This is a genomic window from Paraburkholderia sp. (genome assembly GCF_035656215.1).
Lineage (GTDB): Bacteria > Pseudomonadota > Gammaproteobacteria > Burkholderiales > Burkholderiaceae > Paraburkholderia.
This window is the reverse complement of the sequence record NZ_DASRSY010000415.1, coordinates 1-16,832: the sequence shown is the minus strand read 5'-3', so window position 1 is coordinate 16,832 and position 16,832 is coordinate 1. Positions and strand designations below refer to the sequence as shown.

The 16,832-nt window shown below is 60.7% G+C and carries 13 protein-coding genes and 1 pseudogene; 10 read left to right on the top strand and 4 right to left on the bottom strand.

The features are described from left to right. Positions 1 to 660, bottom strand: a pseudogene (locus tag VFE81_RS24240) (PAS domain-containing sensor histidine kinase); the annotation flags it as partial. Between the two features lie 275 nt (positions 661 to 935). On the opposite strand from VFE81_RS24240, the gene aceE reads away from it, so the two are divergent. The 3 genes from aceE to lpdA all read left to right on the top strand — a co-directional run bounded on the left by aceE (position 936) and on the right by lpdA (position 7,459). After that, positions 936 to 3,632 (top strand): pyruvate dehydrogenase (acetyl-transferring), homodimeric type, encoded by a 2,697-nt coding sequence (aceE, locus tag VFE81_RS24235; RefSeq protein ID WP_325047007.1) that lies wholly within the window; start codon positions 936 to 938, stop codon positions 3,630 to 3,632. 86 nt (positions 3,633 to 3,718) lie between these two features. Then, entirely contained in the window at positions 3,719 to 5,380 is a 1,662-nt protein-coding gene (gene aceF, locus VFE81_RS24230; protein ID WP_325047006.1) for a dihydrolipoyllysine-residue acetyltransferase, read from the top strand. Positions 5,381 to 5,662: 282 nt separating this feature from the next. After that, on the top strand, positions 5,663 to 7,459 hold the full coding sequence (gene lpdA, locus VFE81_RS24225) for a dihydrolipoyl dehydrogenase (RefSeq protein ID WP_325047005.1): 1,797 nt from the start codon (positions 5,663 to 5,665) through the stop codon (positions 7,457 to 7,459). Between the two features lie 321 nt (positions 7,460 to 7,780). Here lpdA and VFE81_RS24220 read toward each other — a convergent pair whose 3' ends face one another. Then, positions 7,781 to 8,353 (bottom strand): phasin family protein, encoded by a 573-nt coding sequence (locus VFE81_RS24220; protein WP_120290936.1) that lies wholly within the window; start codon positions 8,351 to 8,353, stop codon positions 7,781 to 7,783. A gap of 782 nt (positions 8,354 to 9,135) precedes the next feature. On the opposite strand from VFE81_RS24220, the gene pbpG reads away from it, so the two are divergent. Continuing rightward, positions 9,136 to 10,320: a D-alanyl-D-alanine endopeptidase gene (pbpG, locus tag VFE81_RS24215; RefSeq protein ID WP_325047004.1), complete on the top strand. Its 1,185-nt coding sequence runs from the start codon at positions 9,136 to 9,138 to the stop codon at positions 10,318 to 10,320. Between the two features lie 104 nt (positions 10,321 to 10,424). Here pbpG and VFE81_RS24210 read toward each other — a convergent pair whose 3' ends face one another. Further along, positions 10,425 to 11,231 carry an IclR family transcriptional regulator gene (locus tag VFE81_RS24210; RefSeq protein WP_325047003.1) on the bottom strand — a complete coding sequence of 269 codons (807 nt, stop codon included), beginning with the start codon at positions 11,229 to 11,231 and terminating at the stop codon, positions 10,425 to 10,427. Positions 11,232 to 11,410: 179 nt separating this feature from the next. On the opposite strand from VFE81_RS24210, the gene VFE81_RS24205 reads away from it, so the two are divergent. Together VFE81_RS24205 and VFE81_RS24200 are read left to right on the top strand one after the other, a co-directional pair. Continuing rightward, entirely contained in the window at positions 11,411 to 12,133 is a 723-nt protein-coding gene (locus VFE81_RS24205; protein WP_325047002.1) for a (Fe-S)-binding protein, read from the top strand. Positions 12,134 to 12,227: 94 nt separating this feature from the next. Further along, positions 12,228 to 13,643 (top strand): lactate utilization protein B, encoded by a 1,416-nt coding sequence (locus VFE81_RS24200; protein WP_325047001.1) that lies wholly within the window; start codon positions 12,228 to 12,230, stop codon positions 13,641 to 13,643. 268 nt (positions 13,644 to 13,911) lie between these two features. Here the strand turns inward: VFE81_RS24200 and VFE81_RS24195 are convergent, their stop codons facing one another. Then, positions 13,912 to 14,490 carry a hypothetical protein gene (locus VFE81_RS24195; RefSeq protein WP_325047000.1) on the bottom strand — a complete coding sequence of 193 codons (579 nt, stop codon included), beginning with the start codon at positions 14,488 to 14,490 and terminating at the stop codon, positions 13,912 to 13,914. 268 nt (positions 14,491 to 14,758) lie between these two features. Here VFE81_RS24195 and VFE81_RS24190 point away from each other — a divergent pair, with 268 nt between their 5' ends. From VFE81_RS24190 to VFE81_RS24175, 4 genes are all read left to right on the top strand, one after another. Then, on the top strand, positions 14,759 to 14,998 hold the full coding sequence (locus VFE81_RS24190) for a hypothetical protein (RefSeq protein WP_325046999.1): 240 nt from the start codon (positions 14,759 to 14,761) through the stop codon (positions 14,996 to 14,998). Positions 14,999 to 15,241: 243 nt separating this feature from the next. Then, positions 15,242 to 15,739, top strand: a complete 498-nt coding sequence (locus VFE81_RS24185; RefSeq protein ID WP_325046998.1) for a low molecular weight protein-tyrosine-phosphatase — start codon at positions 15,242 to 15,244, stop codon at positions 15,737 to 15,739. A gap of 141 nt (positions 15,740 to 15,880) precedes the next feature. Further along, positions 15,881 to 16,411, top strand: a complete 531-nt coding sequence (iscR, locus tag VFE81_RS24180) for a Fe-S cluster assembly transcriptional regulator IscR (RefSeq protein WP_028199491.1) — start codon at positions 15,881 to 15,883, stop codon at positions 16,409 to 16,411. Between the two features lie 75 nt (positions 16,412 to 16,486). Then, positions 16,487 to 16,832: aminotransferase class V-fold PLP-dependent enzyme (locus tag VFE81_RS24175; protein ID WP_325046997.1), on the top strand; the 346-nt coding region annotated here is incomplete at its 3' end.

The window sequence follows — 16,832 nt, the reverse complement described above, 5'->3', positions numbered from 1 at the left end:
CGGAATGTCGTGCTTCAGGATTCCTTCCACCGAGAACACGGCGGCAATCGTGCCAAGGAAGTCGCGGTCGCGGTAGACCGGCGTTTGCAACGTGATGTAGCCGTTGCCGACGTCGTCGTAGATCAGCGGCGAGTACACCTGGCGGCGCGTATTGCGCGCCTCGTTAAAAGCGGCTTTGACGGCATCGTCCATCTGCGCGTCGTTCGGCTTGGCGAGGCGCTGACCGAACACGGGCAGGGCGGTATTGGGCCAGCGCGGCTGCTGCTGGCTCGTGTACCAGTTCATGTAGAGGATCTCGGGATGCCCCTGCATGATGTCCGTGGTGGACACCTGGAATGAATGCGGATCGGCGTGGCCGGCGACGAGATCGCGGGCGAGGGCCTGAATCTGTTCCTGCGCGCCGGTCATGGACAGGCGGATCTGCTGCTGCGCCCACGCGACATTACGGTAGAGCGTGTCTTCCTGCTGCTGCTGTTCGCGCCGGTTCAGGCTCCACAGAATCAGGCTCATGACGACCAGGAAAACCAGGATCGACAACAGCGGCGTAAGCAAATAGGAGTTCGACCACCACGGTCCGTGGTGCCAGCGGGAGGACGGCGTCGAATCCGCCGGCGAACCGGCGGTGCGCGCCGAGCGAGCGAAAAGCCGTTCGGTCAACATGCGTGGCATTGTAGCGCAGCGAGTCACTAGCAAATGGCGCAAAAAAGCACTGAAAGTACCGTTAATCGGCGCAAACTAGCCGACGTATCCGTCGATCGGCAGTCAAATCAGGTTGCGTCGCAGCAATTTTCCGCATTATGAGAATCGATCTCGTAATTTGAAAATTTTGTTGCGCGGACGTCGGGACCCCTTTTACAATCGGCCGAAGCTGCCGCGGCCGTGCTTCGTCCGCGTCGTCTGTTCAAAGAGCGTTCCTCTATATCCAGGAGACGAGCATGTCCGCTGTACCCGACGAAGTCATGAAATATGTCGCCGCCGAAAAAGACGACGATCCCCAGGAAACCGGCGAATGGCTGGAAGCGCTGGATGGCGTGATTTCTGCTGTGGGCCCCGATCGCGCCCACTATCTGATCGAGAAGCAGATCGAATTCGCCCGTGTACACGGCGAACATCTGCCGTTCTCCGCTAACACCCCGTACATCAACACGATTCCCGTGTCGCGTCAGGCGCCGATTCCCGGCGACCAGGATCTCGAACACCGTATCCGCTCGTATACGCGCTGGAACGCCATTGCGATGGTGCTGCGCGCGGGCAAGGACACGAACGTCGGCGGCCACATCGCTTCGTTCGCGTCGGCCGCCACGCTGTACGACGTCGGCTATAACCATTTCTGGCACGCACCGTCGGCTGAACATGGCGGCGACCTCGTGTTCGTGCAGGGGCATTCGTCGCCGGGTGTGTACTCGCGCGCGTTCCTGCTCGGCCGTCTGACCGAAAACCAGCTCGACAATTTCCGTCAGGAAGTGGGCGGCGAGGGCATCTCGTCGTATCCGCATCCGTGGCTGATGCCGGACTTCTGGCAATTCCCGACCGTCTCGATGGGCCTCGGCCCGATCATGGCGATTTATCAGGCGCGCTTCATGAAGTACATGCAGGCGCGCGGCATCGCGAAGACGACCGGCCGCAAGGTCTGGGCCTTCCTCGGCGACGGCGAAACCGATGAACCGGAATCGCTCGGCGCGATCGGCATGGCCGGCCGCGAACGCCTCGACAACCTGGTGTTCGTGATCAACTGCAACCTGCAGCGTCTCGACGGCCCGGTGCGCGGCAACGGCAAGATCATCCAGGAACTCGAAAGCGAATTCCGCGGTGCCGGCTGGAACGTCATCAAGGTCATCTGGGGCAGCCGCTGGGATGCGCTGTTCCAACGCGACAAATCGGGCGCGCTGATGCGCCGGATGATGGATGTCGTCGACGGCGAATATCAGACGTATAAGTCGGAGTCGGGCGCGTTTGTTCGCGAACACTTCTTCAACACGCCGGAACTGAAGGCGCTGGTCGCCGAATGGTCCGACGAAGACATCTGGAATCTGAATCGCGGCGGTCACGATCCGCACAAGATCTACGCAGCGTTCCAGGAAGCGTCGAATTCGCAAGGCCAGCCCACCGTCATTCTCGCGAAGACGATCAAGGGCTACGGCATGGGCGAATCCGGCCAGGCGATGAACATCACCCACCAGCAGAAGAAGCTGCACGTGGATCAGCTGAAGAAATTCCGCGATCAGTTCCGTCTGCCGATCTCCGACGAAGACCTCGTCAACGTGCCGTATCTCAAGTTCGAAGAAGGTTCGAAAGAACTCGAGTACATGCGCGCTCGCCGTCAGGACCTCGGCGGCTATCTGCCGGCGCGTCGCCAGAAGGCCGAGCCGCTGCCGGTGCCGGAACTGTCGGCATTCGAGCCGCTATTGAAGGGCACGGGCGAAGGCCGCGAGATCTCCACGACGATGGCGTTCGTGCGGATCCTGAACATCCTGCTGAAAGACAAGGCGCTCGGCAAACGCATCGTGCCGATCGTGCCGGACGAGTCGCGTACCTTCGGTATGGAAGGCCTGTTCCGCCAGATCGGTATCTGGAATCAGGAAGGCCAGAAGTACGTGCCGGAAGATTCCGACCAGCTGATGTTCTACCGCGAATCGGAAACTGGCCAGATCCTGCAGGAAGGGATTAATGAAGCCGGTGGTATGTGTGACTGGATCGCAGCCGCGACGTCGTACTCGACGCACGGCGAGATCATGATCCCGTTCTACATCTTCTACTCGATGTTCGGCTTCCAGCGCATCGGCGATCTGTGCTGGGCCGCGGGCGACATGCGTTCGCGCGGCTTCCTGCTGGGTGGCACGGCTGGCCGCACGACGCTGAACGGCGAAGGCCTGCAACACGAAGACGGCCACTCGCTGCTGTGGGCGGCATCGGTGCCGAACTGCATCAGCTATGACCCGACCTTCGGTTACGAACTCGCCGTCATCATGCAAGACGGTCTGCGCCGCATGGTGGCTGACCAGGAAGACGTGTACTACTACGTCACGGTGATGAACGAGAACTACGAGCACCCGGCGATTCCGCAGGGCGAGGCCGTAGCCGCCGACATCATCAAAGGCATGTACTCGTTCAGGAAGGCCGATGCTGACAAGAAGGCGCCGCGCGTTCAGCTGATGGGTGCCGGCACGATCTTCAACGAAGTGATTGCCGCTGCCGACCTGCTGAAGAACGACTGGGGCGTCGCCGCCGACCTGTGGAGCGTACCGAGCTTCACCGAACTGGCTCGCGAAGGGCACGAAGTTCAGCGCTGGAACCTGCTGCACCCGAGCGAAGAGAAGAAAGTCTCGCACGTCGAGAAGCTGCTGAAGGATGCACAAGGTCCGGTCATCGCATCGACCGACTACGTGCGCGCGCTGACCGAACAGATCCGCGCGTTCGTGCCGCAGAAGTTCGTCGTGCTGGGCACGGATGGCTACGGCCGTTCGGACACGCGTGAAAAGCTGCGTCACTTCTTTGAAGTCGACCGCTACTGGGTCACGGTTGCCGCGTTGAATGCACTGGCAGATGAAGGCACGATCGAACGCAAGGTCGTCGCCGAGGCGCTCAAGAAGTACAACCTTGATCCCGCCAAACCCAACCCGATGACCGTCTAAGGCATCATTCCCCGTGTGCCACGGCGTGCGCGCCTGCCTCTGATCAACAGAGGCGGGTGGCGTGCGCGGCCCAGGAGACACTAACAATGAGTCAAGCGATCGAAGTCAAGGTGCCGGACATCGGCGATTACAAGGACATTCCTGTGATCGAGGTGCTGGTGAAGGCGGGTGACACCGTCGAGAAAGAGCAGTCGCTCGTTACGCTGGAATCCGACAAGGCGACCATGGACGTGCCGAGCTCGGCCGCCGGCGTCGTCAAGGAAGTGAAGGTCAAGGTTGGCGACAACGTGTCGGAAGGCTCGCTGATCGTCGTGCTGGAAGGCGAGGGTGCGGCTGCCGCGCCGACGCCAGCTGCGGCACCGGCGCCCGCGGCGTCGCCTGCACCTGCTGCTGCACCTGCTGCTGCTCCGGCGCCTGCCGCCGCCGGTGGTGGTGGTCTGCAAGAAGTCAAAGTGCCGGATATCGGCGACTACAAAGACATTCCCGTGATCGAAGTCTCGGTGAAGGTCGGTGATCGCGTTGAGAAAGAGCAGTCGCTGGTGACGCTCGAATCCGACAAGGCGACCATGGACGTGCCGAGCTCGGCCGCCGGCGTCGTCAAGGAAGTGAAGGTCAAGGTTGGCGATAACGTGTCGGAAGGCTCGGTCATCGTCGTGCTGGAAGCGGATGGCGCTGCTGCGCCGGCTGCGGCTCCCGCACCGGCGCCTAAGCAGGGCGCGGTCGAGAAGCCGTCGGACGCGCCGGCGGCTCCGTCGCCCGCGCCGGCTTCGCCGTCTGCGCTTGCCCAGGCGCCGCTGATTCCGGCGGGCGAGGGTGGTGCGCGTCATGCGAGCCACGCGTCGCCGTCCGTGCGCAAGTTCGCGCGCGAACTCGGTGTCGATGTGACGCAAGTGCAAGGCACTGGGCCGAAGGGCCGTATTACGCAAGCAGACGTGACCGGTTTCATCAAGGGTGTGATGACGGGTCAACGGGCTGCACCGGCAGGCGCTGCTGCACCGGCTGCTGGCGGCGGCGAGTTGAATCTGCTGCCGTGGCCGAAGGTCGACTTCACCAGGTTTGGCCCGGTCGATCCGAAGCCGCTGTCGCGCATCAAGAAGATCTCGGGCGCGAATCTGCATCGCAACTGGGTCATGATTCCGCACGTCACGAACAACGACGAAGCGGACATCACCGATCTCGAAGCGCTGCGCGTGCAGTTGAACAAGGAAAACGAAAAGGCCGGCGTGAAGATCACGATGCTGGCATTCGTGATCAAGGCGGTTGTTTCCGCTTTGAAGCAATTCCCGACGTTCAACGCGAGCCTCGACGGCGACAACCTCGTGTTCAAGCAGTACTACCACATTGGTTTTGCTGCCGATACGCCGAATGGCCTGGTCGTTCCGGTGATTCGCGATGCCGACAAGAAGGGTTTGATCGATATCGCGAAGGAAATGACCGATCTGTCGAAGGCTGCGCGTGACGGCAAGCTGAAGCCGGATCAGATGCAGGGTGGCTGCTTCTCGATTTCTTCGCTGGGTGGTATTGGCGGGACTAACTTCACGCCGATTATCAATGCGCCGGAAGTCGCCATTCTCGGGTTGTCGCGTGGCGCGATGAAGCCGGTTTGGGATGGCAAGCAGTTTGTGCCGCGTCTGATTCTGCCGCTGTCGTTGTCGTATGACCATCGGGTGATTGATGGTGCTGCGGCGGCGCGGTTCAATGCGTATCTGGGTGCGATTCTTGCCGATTTTCGGCGTGTGATTCTTTGATCTGATGACGTCGCTGTAGCGCCGGGAGCGTGGGTTTTTGTTGGTGATCCACGTCTCTCGATGAACTTGTTTTCATGTCGGTTTATTAGCGTTGCCCCTGTGCGGGGCAGCACCTACTTTTCTTTGTCTTCCAAAGAAAAGTAGGCAAAAGAAAGGCGCGTCCTTGGGCGGACGGCAAAGGATGTTTTTGTCCAGCATGCCGCCTGTTTCTGCGCTGCTTTTAGACTGCTTGGTTCTGTTCGCGCTGTCTCATCATCACGATCAATAAGAGAAGGGGACACTATGAGTCTCGTCGAAGTAAAAGTGCCGGATATCGGTGACTTCAAGGACGTCGATGTCATCGAAGTCAATATCAAACCGGGCGATGTCATCGAGACCGAACAGGCGCTGATGACGCTCGAGTCCGATAAGGCCTCCATCGAAGTGCCGAGCGATACCGCCGGCACAGTCAAGGAAGTGCGCGTCAAAGCCGGTGACAAAGTCTCGCAAGGCACGGTCATCGCGCTGGTCGAGTCGTCGGCAGACGCAGCACCCGCTAAAGATGCACCGAAGGCCCCGGCCAAAGAACCTGAGAAGGCGCCCGCTCAGGCGGCGCAAGCTGCTACTGCTGCGCCGACGGCTGCCGCGCCCGCGCCCGCGCCGCAAGCCGGCAGCTTCTCCGGTAATGCGGATATCGAGTGCGACATGCTCGTGGTCGGTTCGGGCCCCGGCGGTTACTCGGCTGCGTTCCGCTCGGCCGACCTCGGCATGAAGACGGTGCTCGTCGAACGTTATGCAACGCTCGGCGGCGTCTGTCTGAACGTCGGTTGTATTCCGTCGAAGGCGTTGTTGCACACCGCTCTCGTCATCGACGAAGCGGAAGCGCTCAGCGCGCATGGCATCACGTTTGCCAAGCCGCAAATCGACCTCGACAAGCTGCGCGACTTCAAGTCGGGCGTCGTCAAGAAGCTCACCGGCGGTCTTGCCGGCATGGCGAAAGCGCGCAAGGTCGAAGTCGTGACGGGTAACGGCTCGTTCGTCGATCCGCATCACATGGAAGTGCAGACCGAAGGCGGCAAAAAAGTCGTCAAGTTCAAGCAGGCGATCATCGCGGCAGGCTCGGAAGCGGTGAAGCTGCCGTTCATTCCGGAAGATCCGCGCGTGGTCGATTCGACCGGTGCGCTCGAACTGCGTCAGATTCCGCAACGCATGCTGGTGATCGGCGGTGGCATCATCGGGCTGGAAATGGCGACGGTCTACGCCACGCTCGGCGCCAAGATCGATGTGGTCGAAATGCTCGACGGCCTCATGGCCGGCGCGGATCGTGATCTGGTCAAGGTCTGGGAGAAGTACAACAGCAAGCGTTTTGCCAACGTCATGCTGAAGACCAAAACCACCGCAGCGGAAGCGAAAGACGACGGCATCTACGTGTCGTTCGAAGGCGAAAAGGCCCCGGCCGAAGCGCAACGCTATGACCTCGTGCTGGTCGCCGTCGGCCGTACGCCGAATGGCAAGAAGATCGGCGGGGATAAGGCCGGCGTGGCCGTAACGGATCGAGGCTTCATCGACGTCGACAAGCAGATGCGCACGAACGTCCCGCACATCTTCGCGATCGGCGATATCGTCGGCCAGCCGATGCTCGCGCACAAAGCCGTGCATGAAGCTCACGTCGCCGCTGAAGTGGCGCACGGCGAAAAGGCGTACTTCGACGCGCTGCAGATTCCGTCAGTGGCCTACACCGATCCGGAAGTGGCGTGGGCCGGCAAGACGGAAGACCAGCTGAAGGCCGAGGGTATCAAGTACGGCAAAGCGGTGTTCCCGTGGGCAGCCTCTGGCCGCGCGATTGCCAACGGTCGTGACGAAGGCTTCACCAAGCTGCTGTTCGACGAAGAAACGCATCGCGTGATCGGCGGCGGGATCGTCGGTCTGAACGCGGGCGACCTGATCAGCGAAGTCTGTCTCGCGATCGAAATGGGTGCGGACGCAACGGATATCGGTAAGACGATTCACCCGCACCCGACGCTCGGCGAATCGATCGGTATGGCCGCCGAGTTGTACGAAGGCGTCTGCACCGACTTGCCGCCGCAGAAAAAGAAGTAATGCCGTTGGGTCCGCCTGCATGCAGGTGGGCCCGAAGAAAACAGAGGAAAAAAAACGGCGCGCCCCGCAAAGGGCGCGCCGTTTTCTATTTGCAGCAAGCAGCGTAGAGCGTTTGTGGTGAAGCACCGCATGAAACATGCGCTGTGCATCTCAGGCCGAGGGGAAAAAAATCCCGGCCTTTCGCCGGGCAAACGATACGCCATTCAACGTATCGGAGCGTTCGGCCAGATAAAACCGTGTGAGCGGCACGGCACGACGCTGTTGCTTGCGATAACGCCGGCCCAGCCTGTGAGGCGGGCCGGCGTATGTGATGCGTGAAGCTTAGACTGCCTTCTTGGCCGAGCGCGATGCTTGTGCAGCGGCTTGCGACGCTGCCTTCGATGCGGCCGTTGCAGCTGCATTGAAGTTGCTTTCGGCGATTTCGACAGCTTGCTTGGTTGCCTTGTGGACCGTTTCGTACGTGGTGTTGGCGGCGGTGATAGCCGACTTCATCACGGCGACAGCGGTTTCCGAACCGGCCGGAGCATTCTTCGCAACGTTTTCGACGAGCGCCTGGACCTTGCGGTTTTGCTCTTCGAATTGGGCTTCCGCGACGCGGGTGAATTCACCTTGCGTTGCCGAAACGATTTCATACACGTGACGGCCGTACGACAGCGCCTTTTCAGCCACCGGCTGTGCAAGGCTTGCTTGCAGTGCCAGCAATTCCTGCGCGTCCTTCACCGACAGCGCGCGTTGGGCATTTTCCTGGCTTTCCGCGAGCGTCGACTTCACGACTTGCAGGTTCAGCTCAACCAGCTTTTCGACGCCTTCAAATGCTTTGGTCGTCAGGCCGAACAACGTTTCAAAGTTGGCTTTCTGGGCTGCGGCGAATTGCTCAGGGGTCAGCAGAGTCATGGTTTACGCTCCTGGATTGCGGCCTGTCTGTGCGGACCGCATTGGGTTGGTGGCGAGACGCTTTAAAGATCGTCTCTCCGGACCGCGATGTATTGTGCATCGCAGCAATGGTTCCCATTCTAGGATGGCTGCAACGAATGTCAAGCGTTTTTTGTGCATCGCACAATGTCGAGAAATTGCTGATAAAACAACGCCTTATGCAGTAGGCATGACATTCATATGATGCGGGTTGATTTGTCCATTGCACTGTGCTGGTGCGGGAGGAAACTGCATTTGTTACCGATTTCAGGAGGGATTTTGACCGCTTGACCAAGGGTGGTGTCGGCGCAAAAGTAGTATCGGCGTTTGACAAAAAACTCGTCAATTGACCATTCCGATGTAAACCAGAAAGTGTCACGGAACGTTAATGTTCTATGCCGGTCGAATGCGCGTTGGCGGTCTCCAGCAGATGTTTAACTGTCTGCCTCGAGGCCCCTGCGACGTTCCGGTGTGCAGCCAAGGCTTTAGACGCTTGCGCCCCGACCGTATTTCCCCTGATCAAGGTTGTCTCGAAATTGCCGTTATGCTGAAAGAATCGTCTTGATTCCAGGCATGTGGCGGCAAAGGCGAGGCGAAGCGCGTTGGCGATCGTTTTTTTCGATCGTAACCCGGCACTTATTTGTGTTTTTGCGATCGGAGCTTACAAGCCGGTTTAAGGAGCGCGTATAAGTGCTTCAAATTGCTAATTTTTCATTGTTTTACTACACTTGCGGAAACCTCTCGCCGCTCCCTACCGAACACCCATGAAAACCGACATGTTTTCGTCGCTAAAAGTGATCCACGGCGCGGCCCGCAGCACCGCTCTGTCGGTGGCCGCCTCCATGGTCATCGCAGCGGCGTTCGCCGCGCCTGTCAGCACTTTTGCCGCCACGCCCGCTACACCTGCAAAAACCTCCAAACACGCGAAAGCAGCCAAAAAGCCCGCCGCAGCCGCTGCCGACAAAGTGTCGAGCAAGAAGGCCGCCAAAGGCGCAGCGGCGAAGACCGTTGCCGCCGCGAGTGACGACGCGCCGCGCGCGAGTGTCAAGCGCAAGCGCGTAACGTATACGTCGAACGGTCGCCACCGCTCCGTGGTGCGCCGCGTCGCATATGAACCGCGTCCGCCTACCGTCGGGCAGGCTTTCGGTCTGCACGAAACGCCGGACGCGCTGATGCTGCGTTCAAGCGTTGCCTACGTGATCGATCAGAACTCCGGCGAATCGCTGTTCGACAAGAATTCGCGCGCCGTGGTGCCGATCGCGTCGATCACCAAGCTGATGACCTCGATGGTCGTGCTCGATTCGAAAGAGCCGATGACCGACCAGATCGAAGTGACCGACGAAGACCGCGACTACGAGAAGAACACGGGCTCGCGTCTGTCGGTGGGCTCGGTGCTCTCGCGTGAAGACATGCTGCACATCGCGCTGATGGCCTCGGAAAACCGCGCGGCCGCAGCGCTGTCGCGTTATTTCCCGGGCGGCCGTCCGGCGTTCCTCGCGGCCATGAACGCGAAGGCCAGGCAACTCGGCATGACCGACACGCACTTTGAAAACCCCACCGGTTTGACGAGCCAGAACGTGTCGAGCGCGCGTGACCTCGTGAAGATGGTCAACGCGGCGTATCAATATCCGCTGATCCGCAAGTTCTCGACCGATCACAGCTACGAGGTGTACACCGGCAAGCGTTCGCTGGCGTACAACAGCACGAATGCATTGGTACGTAATCCGACGTGGGACATCGGTTTGCAAAAGACCGGTTTCATCAACGAAGCGGGCGAGTGCCTCGTGATGCAGGCGACCATTCACGGCCGTCCGATGATCATGGTGCTGCTTGACTCGTCGGGTAAGTACTCGCGCTTTGCGGACGCTACGCGTCTGCGCACGTGGCTCGACAACGGTGGCGATCAGCCGCGCATCACCAGCGCGGATGCCGGCGCCCCGGGCACCTGATGTGAGCTCGCGGGATCTAGCAGCTGGTTCTCGGACCGGCCAGAAAAAAAGCCTCGCAGACGCCGCGAGGCTTTTTTATTGAGCCAGAGGAGGGCCCCGCCAGCCTATGCGTGCTGGTGATGCGTATGTTCCTGGGGTTTCTGCGGGCGATAACCGAGCGACTCGGAAATCAGTAGTGCCGTTTGGCTGACCTGTCCCAGCCACGAGTCCTGCAAGCGATCTGCCGGGGCGGACAGCGACAGGCCCGCAACCAGCTTGCCGGTGTCGTCGTAAATCCCGGCTGCGATGCAGCGCACGCCCAGTTCCAGTTCTTCGTTATCGCGTGCGCACGCCTGCTGACGCACGTGCGACAACTCGCGTTCGAGCTTGGTCAGGTCGGTGATGCTGTTCTGCGTATGACCGGACAGGCCGGTGCGCGTAGCGTAGGCCCGCACGCGGGTCGATTCGTCCGCGGCGAGGAAGAGCTTGCCCACCGAGGTCAGATGCAGTGGCGCGCGCCCGCCAATCGCTCGCACCACCTGCATGCCGGAGCGCTCGGAGTAGGCGCGTTCTATATAGACAATCTCGTCGCCCTGACGCACGGAGAGGTTCACTGTCTGCCCGGTTTGACGATGCAGTTCGCGCATCGGCGTGAGCGCTGCGTCGCGTACCGACAGCCGCGCCTTCACCAGATTGCCCAGTTCGAGCAGGCGCATACCGAGGCGGTAAGTGCCGGGATCCGACCGGTCGACCAGCCGGCACATCACCATGTCGTTCAAGATGCGGTGCGCGGTGGACGGATGCAGCTCCGTGCGGATGGCGAGTTCTTTCAGGCTGACCGGGTCGCTATGCGCAGCGAGTGCATCGAGCAAGCGCATCATGCGTTCGATCACCTGGATCGAAGTTTTGGGATCCGGGTTCGTATCGCTCATGGGAGGAATCGGTTGACACGTCAAACAGCGGAAATTGATTGTATCCCGTATTGTGAAAAGAAGGGAAGCGGTTGGAACGCCTATTCCAATTTAACGTGGCATTCGTCCTATGCCTTCCGGCCGTTGGTATTGTGCGGCAAACAGCGGATAATCAGGGACGTTTTCCCGAAGGAGGGCTCATGCGAGTCGGATTGTTCGTCACCTGCCTGATCGACCTGATGCGTCCGGAGATCGGTTTTTCGGTCATCAAGCTGATCGAGGGCGCCGGTTTCGAGGTGATGGTGCCACCCGCGCAAACCTGTTGCGGGCAACCCGCGTACAACTCGGGTGAGCGGCGCATCGCGCGCGACCTGGCCGAGAAAACCTTGCGCGAGTTCGAGCAGTTCGATTACGTCGTGGTGCCGTCCGGTTCGTGTGGTGGCATGATCCGCGCGCATTACGGCGACCTGTTTGCGGATGATCCGGAACTGATGAACCGTTTCGGCCGGTTGCGGGCCAAAGTGTTCGAATTGACCGATTTCCTCGTCAATGTGGCCAAGGTGCAATTGCAGCCGGGTGAGTTCGCAGGCCAGGCGACCTACCACGATTCCTGTTCGGGGCTGCGCGAACTTGGCATCAAGGCGCAGCCCCGTGCGTTGCTGGCGCAGGTGGGCGTGGCGGTGACCGAAATGAAGGATTGCGAGCACTGCTGCGGCTTTGGGGGCACCTTCGCCGTCAAGTACGGTGACATCTCGACGGCGATCGTCGACGAGAAATGCGCGAATATTAGCGCGAGCGGCGCCGGCACGGTGGTGCTCGGCGACCTCGGCTGCATGCTCAATATCGAAGGCCGCTTGCGGCGCACGGGTGACACCACCACGCGCGTGCTGCACATCGCTCAGGTGCTGGCCGGCGACGCTTAAAAATCGTTGCGGCGCTCAAGCCGTTGCTTGATTCGGTGCACTCCATTCCGCGCGCTTCGCTCGCGCATTTCACCTGAATACGCTCAAGGCGGTCATGCAAGTCCAATCGATGCATTTCAAGGCCCGCGCGGGCCAGAAGCTCGCTGACCAGCGTCTGCAGCAGAACCTGACCAAGCTGTCGACCAAGTTCGTGTCGGCACGCGCCGAGGCCATTGCCGCGATCGATTTTCCTGCCACCCGCACCGCGCTGAAGGAGCGCCGCAATCGTGCACTGGAAAATCTCGACGTCTGGCTCGAAACCTTCGAACGTGAAGCGACCCGGCGCGGCGTCACTGTCCTGTTCGCAGAGACGACGCAGGAGGCCGCGCGCCTCGTTGGCGATATTGCGCGTCGGCATGAAGTGAAGAAGGTGATCAAGACCAAGTCGATGGTCACCGAGGAAATGCGCCTGAACGAAGTGCTCGGGCAGATGGGCGTGCAATCGATCGAAACCGATCTGGGCGAATACATTCTGCAGATCAATGACAACGAGCCGCCCAGCCACATCATCGCGCCAGTCGTCCATAAAGATAAGGACGAGATCGCCGACCTCTTCGCGAAAACGCACGACCGGCCGCGGCTGACCGAGATCACCGACATGACCCGCGAAGCGCGCGAGATGCTGCGGCCGCACTTCATGACCGCGGACATGGGCGTGACCGGCGGCAACTTCGTGGTGGCGGAGACGGGTTCGGTCGCGTTGGTCACGAACGAGGGCAACGAGGGCATGTGCACCGTGATGCCACGCGTGCACGTGGCCGTGACCGGTATCGAGAAAGTGTTGCCCACGCTGGAAGATCTCGCGACGGCTATGCGCCTTTTGCCGCGCTCGGCAACGGGCCAGGCGACGTCGAACTATTTTTCCGTGCTGACCGGGCCGCGCGAGGTGGGCGATCAGGACGGTCCCGAGCATATGTATGTGGTGCTGGTCGACGGGGGGCGCACGGGGTTGATCGGCGGCGACTTCCAGGAGATGCTGCGTTGTATCCGTTGTGGCGCCTGCATGAACCACTGCCCGGTGTATCAGAAGGTGGGCGGTCATGCCTACGGCTGGGTTTATCCAGGGCCGATGGGGGCGGTGCTGACGCCGAGCTACGTCGGAATCGACAAAGCGTTGGATCTGCCTCAGGCGGCAACTTTGTGCGGCGAGTGCAACAGCGTGTGTCCGGTGGAGATTCCGTTGTCCGATCTGCTGCGCAAGCTGCGCGAGAGGCAGGTCGAACGGCGCTTGCGGCCGTGGCGCGAGCGGGCAGGGCTCGCGGTGTGGGGTTTTCTCGCGCTGCACCCGGATGCTTATTCGCTCTTCACCAGGCTCGCGGTTCGCGTGCTGGAACAAATGGGCGGGCGAAATCGTTCGATCACCAGGCTGCCGTTGGGTGGCGCGGGCTGGACCAATACGCGCGACATACCGGCTCCGGTCGGCCGCACGTTCAGAGAGCTGTACGCCGCGCAACGCAGCCATATTGGCTGAGCGAGCGGCACAGCGGTTGTAGTTTGCAACACTGGCGCATTGAAGCCTTCGCACATAGGCGCATTGATATCTGGGCGGAACGTGGCGCGAGCCACGCTGCCAGGCTACTTGGCTTTGCGCTTTGTAGTTGGCGCTTCCGAAGCGATTCGCTTCGAGCCGGTTGCATCGAGTTACTCGGTTCGTGCAAGTCGCTCGCGGTACCAACTGCGTCAGGCGCGTCAGGTGCGGGGAAGCGTGACGTAAGACTGCGCTTCAGTTCTCTAGCAGCTCAATGGTCCGTCATTCCTCCTGACGGACGGTTGGAATTACCTCTGGCCGGCGCATTACCTCCATTGCCGCGCCCGCCGCTGTTGCCTGCTTGCTGTGGCGGAGGCGGAGGCGGAGGCGGAGGCGGGCTACCTGCCCCCGGCCGCGGCGCGTTGGAGCCGCTCGGTCCCCTCGGGCCGCCAACCGCGCCTTGAGGCGGCGGTCCTCCATGTTGGCCGCCGCCGTTCGGCTGACCATGCCAGCCCCCGTTATCCCCGCGGTTGCCGTTGTTTCCATCGTTGCCATTATGTGGTCGTCCCCGATCCGGGTAACCCGGGTAGCCCCGATAACCCGGCCCCGGCCCGTAATAGCGGCCCGGTCCGTCGTAGTAACCCGGACCCGAATAGTTGCCATAGCCCATGTACACGTTGGTTTGTGGCACAACCGGCACGCCGGTGGCATAGCCGTCGTAACCGTCATAGCCGCTGTAACCGCCGCCATAGCCGTTGCCGACCATCGGCGTGCCGTCCGGATAGACTGCGCAGCCGCCTAGCAATGCGGCAGCGACCGTGAGGCCGACAAGTGGAGCAATACGTTTCATTTGGAGGACCAGTGCGAAGATTTCATGTCTGTAAGACATCTATTATCGCTAACCGTCGCGCCAGTTTTGTATGCGTTTGTAAGGATTTCTCTTTCGCGCCGCGACGCATGTCAACGGTTTGCGTGGCAAAGCAGCCAATGGACTGTTCCATCCAGCGCAACGCTGTATCTCGTGCCGGTGGGTTTTTCCCGATTGCGAATTCCTATAGCATTTCGACTGGGCATAGTGCGTCACGAGCTCACGAGCCCCTAATCGGAAGAACGACATCATGAAAAAGATAATATCGGTGTACTGGCCCCTTGTCATCGTTTTGCCACTTGCTGTGGCAGGCTACCTGCACATTTGCGGCGGCGCCGCTTCGCGTTCCTCGCAAGCTCCGCTCGCTGCCGATCAACTGACCGCGGAACTGGCGCGTGCCGTCTCGTATGGCATGGTCGACAGCGCAACGACGTTGCCGGCCAAGCCCATGCGAGCCGTGACGGCGATGCCCTTGGCCGAAGCGTCTTAAGCCCGGCAGGAGTGGATTGTGCACCGTGATTTCAGCGGTTCCGTCATTGCAGCGTGGCCTGACGTTGCGGCGGTGTCCGTGGGCAGGCTGCCTGCTTGGCGATGTGGTGTAACGCAGCGTCCGTAACCGAATCCGGTCGCCGGCTGAGACGCTCAGCCTCGGGCGAGATTTTGTTCAGCTTTGTATAATCGCGGCACCTTTTCTTAACTGCCGATCCGCGCGCTTGACGCCCAAAAGCCTCTGATGAAAACCGTGTCCATCTGCTTTGTCTGCCTGGGGAACATCTGCCGTTCACCGACCGCGGAAGGCGTGATGCGCCATCTGGTTGGGGAGGCGAAGCTTGCGGAGCGCATTCTGATCGATTCCGCCGGCACGGGCGACTGGCACATCGGCCAGCCGCCTGACGACCGCGCGCAACATGCGGCCGGCCGGCGAGGTTACGAGCTTGCTGCCTTGCGCGGACGCCAGATCGCGTCGGCGGATTTCGAGCGCTTCGATCTGCTGATCGCGATGGACGACAAAAACGTCGCTGCACTGCGTCAGGTTTGTCCGGCGGCGCAGCGCGACAAAATTCGCCTGCTGATGGAGTTTGTGCCTGAAGCAGACGGTCGCTGGGGCGGCGCTCGTGAAGTCGTCGATCCCTATTTCGGCGGCAACGAAGGTTTCGAGCAGGTGCTGGACCAATGCGAAGCGGCTTGCCGCGGGCTGATCGCGGCGTTGCGTCCCCAATTGATTGCGTAAGCCCAGCGGGTCATTGGCGAACTTCCGCCGCCTTATCTAGCAATTAAGCAAATGACCCAAATTGCGGTAGGGATACTTGACTAATTCACTCATGTATTTATACTTGACCAAACTTGTCGAGAATTACGGTTCCCACACCATATGAGACTCACCACGAAAGGCCGTTTCGCCGTCACGGCGATGATTGACCTGGCACTGCGCCAGGAGCAGGGCCCGGTGACGCTTGCGGGTATCAGCCAGCGCCAACATATCTCCCTGTCGTATCTCGAGCAGCTGTTTGGCAAGCTGCGTCGTCACGAAATCGTCGAGTCCGTGCGCGGACCGGGCGGCGGCTACAATCTGGCCCGCCGCGCTGAAGACGTGACCGTCGCCGACATCATCATCGCTGTCGACGAGCCGCTCGACGCCACCCAATGCGGCGGCAAGGGCTCGTGCGAAGGCACCAAACAGCACGACGGCCACTGCATGACGCACGAATTGTGGTCAACGCTGAACCAGAAAATGGTCGAGTACCTGGATTCAGTTTCCCTGAAAGACCTGGTCGACCAGCAGCGTTCGCGCGAAGGTGCGCCAGCGGTGTTGCGCGACCGGCGCAATGAGGCGCCGGCGGTCGAACCCGCCCGCGTCGTGCCGAAAGGGCCTAATTCTGTTTTCAACATGGCCGGTTCCTAGGCGCGGCAATCTGAACACACCGCAGCCTGATAAAGAACCCAGAAGCCAGAGCAATGACGTCCCCCGGAGCAATTGATGAACAACGACACTCTCCACCTGCCCATTTACATGGACTACAGCGCGACGACGCCGATCGATCCGCGCGTGGTGGACAAGATGATTCCGTATCTGCGTGAGCAGTTCGGCAACCCCGCATCGCGCAGCCACTCGTATGGCTGGGACGCGGAACGTGCGGTCGAAGAAGCGCGCGAGAATGTCGCTGCGCTGGTGAATGCCGATCCGCGCGAAATCATCTGGACCTCGGGCGCAACGGAGTCGGACAACCTCGCGATCAAGGGTGCCGCGCACTTCTACAAAAGCAAGGGCAAGCACGTCATCACGGTAAAGACTGAGCACAAGGCTGTGCTCGACACCTGCCGCG